The organism is Micromonospora sp. NPDC048999, assembly GCF_040649295.1.
Lineage (GTDB): Bacteria > Actinomycetota > Actinomycetes > Mycobacteriales > Micromonosporaceae > Micromonospora.
Genome location: NZ_JBEZFI010000087.1, coordinates 1 through 5,412, shown reverse-complemented (window position 1 = coordinate 5,412; position 5,412 = coordinate 1). Strand labels below are relative to the sequence as shown.

Annotated in this window: 5 protein-coding genes; 1 reads left to right on the top strand and 4 read right to left on the bottom strand. The window is 71.0% G+C overall.

Annotation, left to right across the window (positions count from 1 at the left end):
- Positions 1 to 213: 213 nt before the first annotated feature.
- Entirely contained in the window at positions 214 to 381 is a 168-nt protein-coding gene (locus tag AB0C02_RS33305) for a hypothetical protein (protein ID WP_198940372.1), read from the top strand.
- 40 nt (positions 382 to 421) lie between these two features.
- On the opposite strand, the gene AB0C02_RS33300 is transcribed toward AB0C02_RS33305, so the two are convergent.
- From AB0C02_RS33300 to AB0C02_RS33285, 4 genes are all read right to left on the bottom strand, one after another.
- The gene (locus AB0C02_RS33300) at positions 422 to 1,084 is read right to left on the bottom strand and encodes a TcmI family type II polyketide cyclase (RefSeq protein WP_357553194.1); all 663 of its coding nucleotides are present in this window, start codon (positions 1,082 to 1,084) and stop codon (positions 422 to 424) included.
- A 64-nt stretch (positions 1,085 to 1,148) separates the two neighbouring features.
- Positions 1,149 to 2,375 (bottom strand): cytochrome P450, encoded by a 1,227-nt coding sequence (locus tag AB0C02_RS33295; RefSeq protein WP_357553193.1) that lies wholly within the window; start codon positions 2,373 to 2,375, stop codon positions 1,149 to 1,151.
- Positions 2,372 to 2,665: an antibiotic biosynthesis monooxygenase gene (locus AB0C02_RS33290; protein WP_357553192.1), complete on the bottom strand. Its 294-nt coding sequence runs from the start codon at positions 2,663 to 2,665 to the stop codon at positions 2,372 to 2,374. The genes AB0C02_RS33295 and AB0C02_RS33290 overlap by 4 nt, the downstream gene beginning before the upstream one ends.
- A 23-nt stretch (positions 2,666 to 2,688) precedes the next feature.
- A complete protein-coding gene (locus AB0C02_RS33285) occupies positions 2,689 to 4,971 on the bottom strand; it encodes an FAD-dependent monooxygenase (protein ID WP_357553191.1) in 2,283 nt (760 codons plus the stop codon).
- Positions 4,972 to 5,412: the final 441 nt, after the last annotated feature.

The window sequence follows — 5,412 nt, the reverse complement described above, 5'->3', positions numbered from 1 at the left end:
CCCTGCGACGCCGCCCATTCCTTCAAGTTCACACAAACACCATAGATGTCCAGCGATCACCAATGATGTTCGACACGCCATCAGCTAGCTACCCCACCTCCGGCCGCCATCGGGGCGTTTCGGCAGGATCGCCGAACGGTGAACGCCTGCGCCGGCCCGCCCCGCCCACCTAGGGTGGAAACACAGGTGAGGCGCAGCGGGCGAGGAGCGGACGTGACGGAGCCGGAAGAGGACGAGGAGAAGACCCACAAGACCGACGAGGTCCTCTTCTCCCCGGACGGGGACCCGCACCACACACCGTCCCAGAACCCCCGGCCCGACGAGCACCAGCCGGTCCGGTTCCAGCACGACGGCGAGACGGACACCGTCGTCGACGAGTGACGACCGTGGGGGCGTCCGCCGACGCCCCCACCTCGGTCCCTCAGTCCTCGGCCCGCCAGCGGTAGAACGGCTTGGCCAGCGAGTCCTGGTGGCCGCGCCAGAGGTCCGGACGGTAGGGGCTGATGTACGGGCTGAGCTCCTCCATCACCTTGCTGAAGGCCGGCTTGTGATGGTTGTGCCGCATGGACTCGGCGACGGACGTGTCCTGCTCCAGCAGGTGCACGTAGACGTCGTCGATCGAGTACAGCCACCGCCCGGTGACCCCCAGCTCGGCGGGGAGCGAGCCGGCGTCGGACTCGGCGAAGACGCGCGCCACGTCGGGCTCGGCACCCGGCTTGAGCCGGCCGACGATCACGGTCATCGTGGTGTCCTCGGGCTCCGGCCCGTCCGGCACCCACTGGTAGAACTCCTTCGCCACCGAGTCGGACGGGTTCTTCCAGTACCTCGGGTACGGCGTCACGTACGGGCCGATCTCCTCGGCGATCTTCTGGAACGCGGGCAGGCCGCGGGTCTGGCCCGACACCTTGGGGTCCTGGCTGCGCTCGATGACGTGGAGGTAGAGGTCCTCGTGCGACAGCAGGATCCGCCCGATGACACCGAGGTCCTGCGGTCGGGTGGTCCGGTCGTAGTAGCCGAAGACGTCGCCGACGATGTTCTCACTGCCGGGGACCATGTGGCAGACGATCACGTTCCGGAAAACCATGGCTGCTCCTTGGTTGGGTTCGGTGTGTCTGGGTGTGGGCGGGGACGCGTCGCGGCGCAGGTACTCAGGCCGCGAAGGTGACCGGCAGCTCCAGCAGGCCCCGGAACGGCGACGCGGCCGGCAGCCGGCGTACCTCGGTGAGCGGCACGGCGAGCCGCAGCCCGGGCAGCCGGCGCAGCAGCGCCGCGATGCCGAGCTGCGCCTCCATCCGGGCCAGTGAGACGCCCAGGCAGTAGTGGACGCCGTGTCCGAAGCCCAGGTGCGGGCCGCGTACCCGACGGACGTCCAGCTGGTCCGGGTCGGCGAAGTGCGCGGGGTCGTGGTTTGCCGAGTTGAGCACCACGCCGACGACGGAGCCGCGCGGGATGCAGACGCCCTGGTACTCGACGTCGTCGGTGGTGATCCGGGGGCTGGCCACCGGCAGCGGGCCGTCGAAGCGGAGCAGTTCCTCGATCGCCGAGGGCAGCAACCTGGGCGTGGTGCGCAGCAGTTCCAGCTGGTCGGGATGGGTGAGCAGGGCCAGCATCGCGTTGCCGATGAAGTCCGCGGTGGTCTGGTGCCCGGCGAACAGCAGCAGAAAGGTGGTGGTGACCAGTTCCGGCTCGGCCAGTGCCCCGTCCTGGTCGCAGGCGTCGATCAGGGCGCTGATCATGTCGTCGGCGGGCCGTGTTCGTTTGGCCCGCACCAGGTCGGCGAGGTAGTGGTGCAGCCGCAGCTGGGCCTCCTGCACGGCCGCCCGCTCCTCCTGCGGGCTGCGGCGGGACGACCCGGATGTCCTGATCACCTGGGTCCAGCCGAGCACCTGCTCGTGGTCGGCGACCGGTACGCCGAGCAGCTCGCAGATCACCGTCATGGGCAGCGGGATCGCGAAGTCGTGCATCAGCTCGATGCGACCCTGCGGGACGACCTTGTCGAGCAGGTCGTCCACGATCTGCGCCACCCGGGGCCGCAACGCCTCGATCCGGCGCGGCGCGAACGCCTGGGACACGATCCGCCGCAGCCGGGTGTGTTCCGGCGGGTCCGAGTTGAGCATGTTCTTGTTCAGGCCCTCGGAATTCGGCCCGAAGATCCGCAGGTAGTGCTGGCCGGGGCCGTACAGGTCCTTGGACAGTCGGGGGTCGTTCAACGCCGCCCGGGCATCGTCGAACCGGGTGATCAGGTACGAGTCGAAGCGCGGCGAGCTGATCGGGCACACCGGCCGGTCCGCCCGCAGCCGGGCGAAGGTGGGATAGGGGTCGGCGGCGAACTCGTCGGTGTAGATGTCGGACCCGCGTACGACGTGGTCGGTCATCGGGACTCCTCGGCGTCGCAGCGAACGATGTGCAGGACCTGGTACGTGTTTCGCTGGGCGGATTCGCGCAGCTCACGGATCACGCGTAGCAGCCGGTCACGGTGCGCGCTGCGGCCGAAGGCGTCGAGCCGTTCGCGGTCCGCCCAGTCGCTGATGATCAGATAGCTGCGCGGGTCGTCGGCGTCGCGGACCAGGTCCTGGCGCAGGCAGCCGTCCAGCGCACGGATCTCCTCGGCCGCCGCGAGCCACTCCTTCTCGAACCGTTCCTCGCAGCCCTGTCGGGTACGCATCGCGAGTACGGTGCGGACCCGGGTCATCGGGCACCGCCGAACACCAGGTGCAGGTGCTTGCGGAGCGCGTCCGCGTCGATCGGCTGGCTGCGGAACCCGACGTGCCCGTCGGGGCGGATGAGGTAGAGGGCCGCGCCGGTGACGCCGTAGGTCGCCCGGAACTCGCCGTCGGTGTCGCGCACCGTGGGCGGGGCCAGCAGCCGCGGCGCGGGGGCGTCCGGGCTGAGCAGCAGGTACCCGTCGACCTCCCCGGCCGTCTGGCCACGGACCTCGGCGCACAGTTTCTCCAGCGCGGCCAGCGTCCCCTCGTCGGCTGAGGCGTCCGCGTAGAGCAGCAGGGTGTGCCGGGTGCCGCGGGTCAGGTCGCGCAGCCGCAGCGGATGCCCGACCCCCGGCCGGCGCAGGCCGCCGACGTCGGGGGCGCGGTCGCCGGGCCGGGGGCCGTCGCGCAGCGCGTCGGGATCGGACACGCACTCGCCCACCAGCGGGCTGTCCGCGTAGCTGAGCAGCAGGGACATCTCCTGCAGGAACTGGCGCTTCAGGTCCTCGCGGTCCAGTTCGTCGGTGAAGGCCAGCCGGACGGCACGCCCGACGATCTCCTCGCCTTCCGGGCGCCGTTCGGTCTCGTAGCTGTCGAGCAGCCCGGGCGCCGCGATGCCGCGCACCGCCAGCGCCACCTTCCAGGCCAGGTTCCAGGCGTCCTGGATGCCGGTGTTCATGCCCTGACCGCCGGCGGGCGGGTGCAGGTGCGCGGCGTCGCCGGCCACGAACACCCGGCCGTCCCGGTACCGGTCGACGATGCCGTGGCTGATCCGGAACACCGACGACCAGCGCAGGTTCGACGCCCGGGTGCCGGGCGGGGCCAACTGGTCCAGGGCGGCCTGGACGTCGGCGAGGGTCGGCTCGGCGAGTTCCTCGCTGAACCCGGGCGGGGCGTCCTGCCCGCCGGTCTGCGCGAAGAACCGGGGTGGCGCGAGCGTGGCGATCCGGTACCGGGACTCGCCGCGCAGCGGCACGCAGACCAGCATGCCGTCCATCCGGCCGTCCGTCTCGTGCAGGAACCGCAGCAGGTGACCGTCCGGCATGTCCCAGTCCACGTCGACGTCGCCGAGCATGAACAGCTGCGGGAACCGGCCCAGCCCGCCGGTGAAGGTCAACCCGAGCTGCTCGCGGACCCGGCTGTGCGCGCCGTCGCAGCCGATGAGGTATTTCGCGCGTACGGTCTCGGTGCCGCCGTCGGCGGTCGTCACGGTGGCGAGCACGCCGTCGTCGTCCTGGGTGAATCCGGTCAGCTCGGCGCCGCGCTGCGGGCGTACGCCGAGGGTGGCCAGGCGTTGGGTGAGCAGCCGCTCGGTCTCGTACTGGGGCAGGCCCAGGTGCGCGTACGGCAGCTCCGGCAGCTCCCAGCTCATCCGGTGGGTTTCCACACCGTTGACGAACACCATGTTCCCGGTCAGCCAGATCCCGGCGTCCATGGCCTCCCGCACGATGCCCTGCTCCTCCCAGAGCTCCATCGTGCGGCAGTGCACCCCGATGGCCTTGTCGGCCTGCCCGGGCGGGGTGGCCAACTTGTCGATCACCCGGCAGTCGATGCCCCGACGGGCCAACTCGACGGCGACGGTGAGCCCGGTGGGCCCCGCGCCGACCACGAGTACGTCCGTTGTCCTGTGCACAGCAGCTACCTCCCTGTCCGTGGTCGGTTCAGGTCCGTTTCCGGCGTCGGCCGCGGCGTGGAAGAGGCGCCGCCGGAACTCGACAAGGAACGGTGCGATCGGCCCGGCTTCCCGCTGCGCGTGGGCCGGGTCGCTGATCCAGCGGTGGAACTCCGCCTCGCTGCTCCACTCCGCGAAGATGTGGAAGAGGTCCGATCCGGGCTCGCGCAGCAGTTCCTCGCGCAGATACCCGGGCACCCCGGGCATCCGGCCGGTGACCTCGGCGTAGCCGCGGGCGAACTCGGCGAGCCGGCCGGCCGGCACGGTCAGCTCGACGTCCACGTAGATCCTGGGTTCGCCGCGGTCTCCGTCGTGCATGACCCGGTGGCTCTCCGGCCCGGCTGGCCCGATCAACGGCCGGACGGCGGCGGCGAGACGTGCCGCGACCGGGCCGGCCAGGTAGTCGCGCAACGCGGGCTCGTCGGCCCATTCGGTGACGACGACGAACGCACGCGAGTCGATGGCGTCGCGCAGCAGGCCGTGCCGGAGGTTGCCGGCCAGGCCGCCGATCTGCCCGGCGACCTCGCGCCACACCGACTCAAATTCGGATTCGAGTCCCTGGCGGGCGCGCATCCGGACCATCGCCCTGATCATGAAGCCTCCTCGGACGGCGGGCGGGGAGACGGTGGACCGGTCTGGTGCGGCCGGAACCGACGTCGTCCTGCGACCCTGCCGGAGGTCGCGTCAACCCGCCGTCACCGAGCGTCGGCGCCGAGTCCACGACCGTTGACGCGGCCGGGACGGCCCGCCTGATCCGTGGCCGGCGGCGATGCCAGTTACGCCGGATCGGTGGGCGACAGGGCGCGGGTGACCACGGTGAGGTCCGCGGAGCCAAGCCCCTGCGCCATCGCCCGCTGCCACTCCGCGGCCAAGCTCTCGGCGGCGGGGAACCGGCCGGCGTCGACCTCGCGCAGCGCCAGCTCGACGTCCTTGACGGCGAGGGTAGCTAGCTGATGGCGTGTCGAACATCATTGGTGATCGCTGGACATCTATGGTGTTTGTGTGAACTTGAAGGAATGGGCGGCGTCGCAGGGT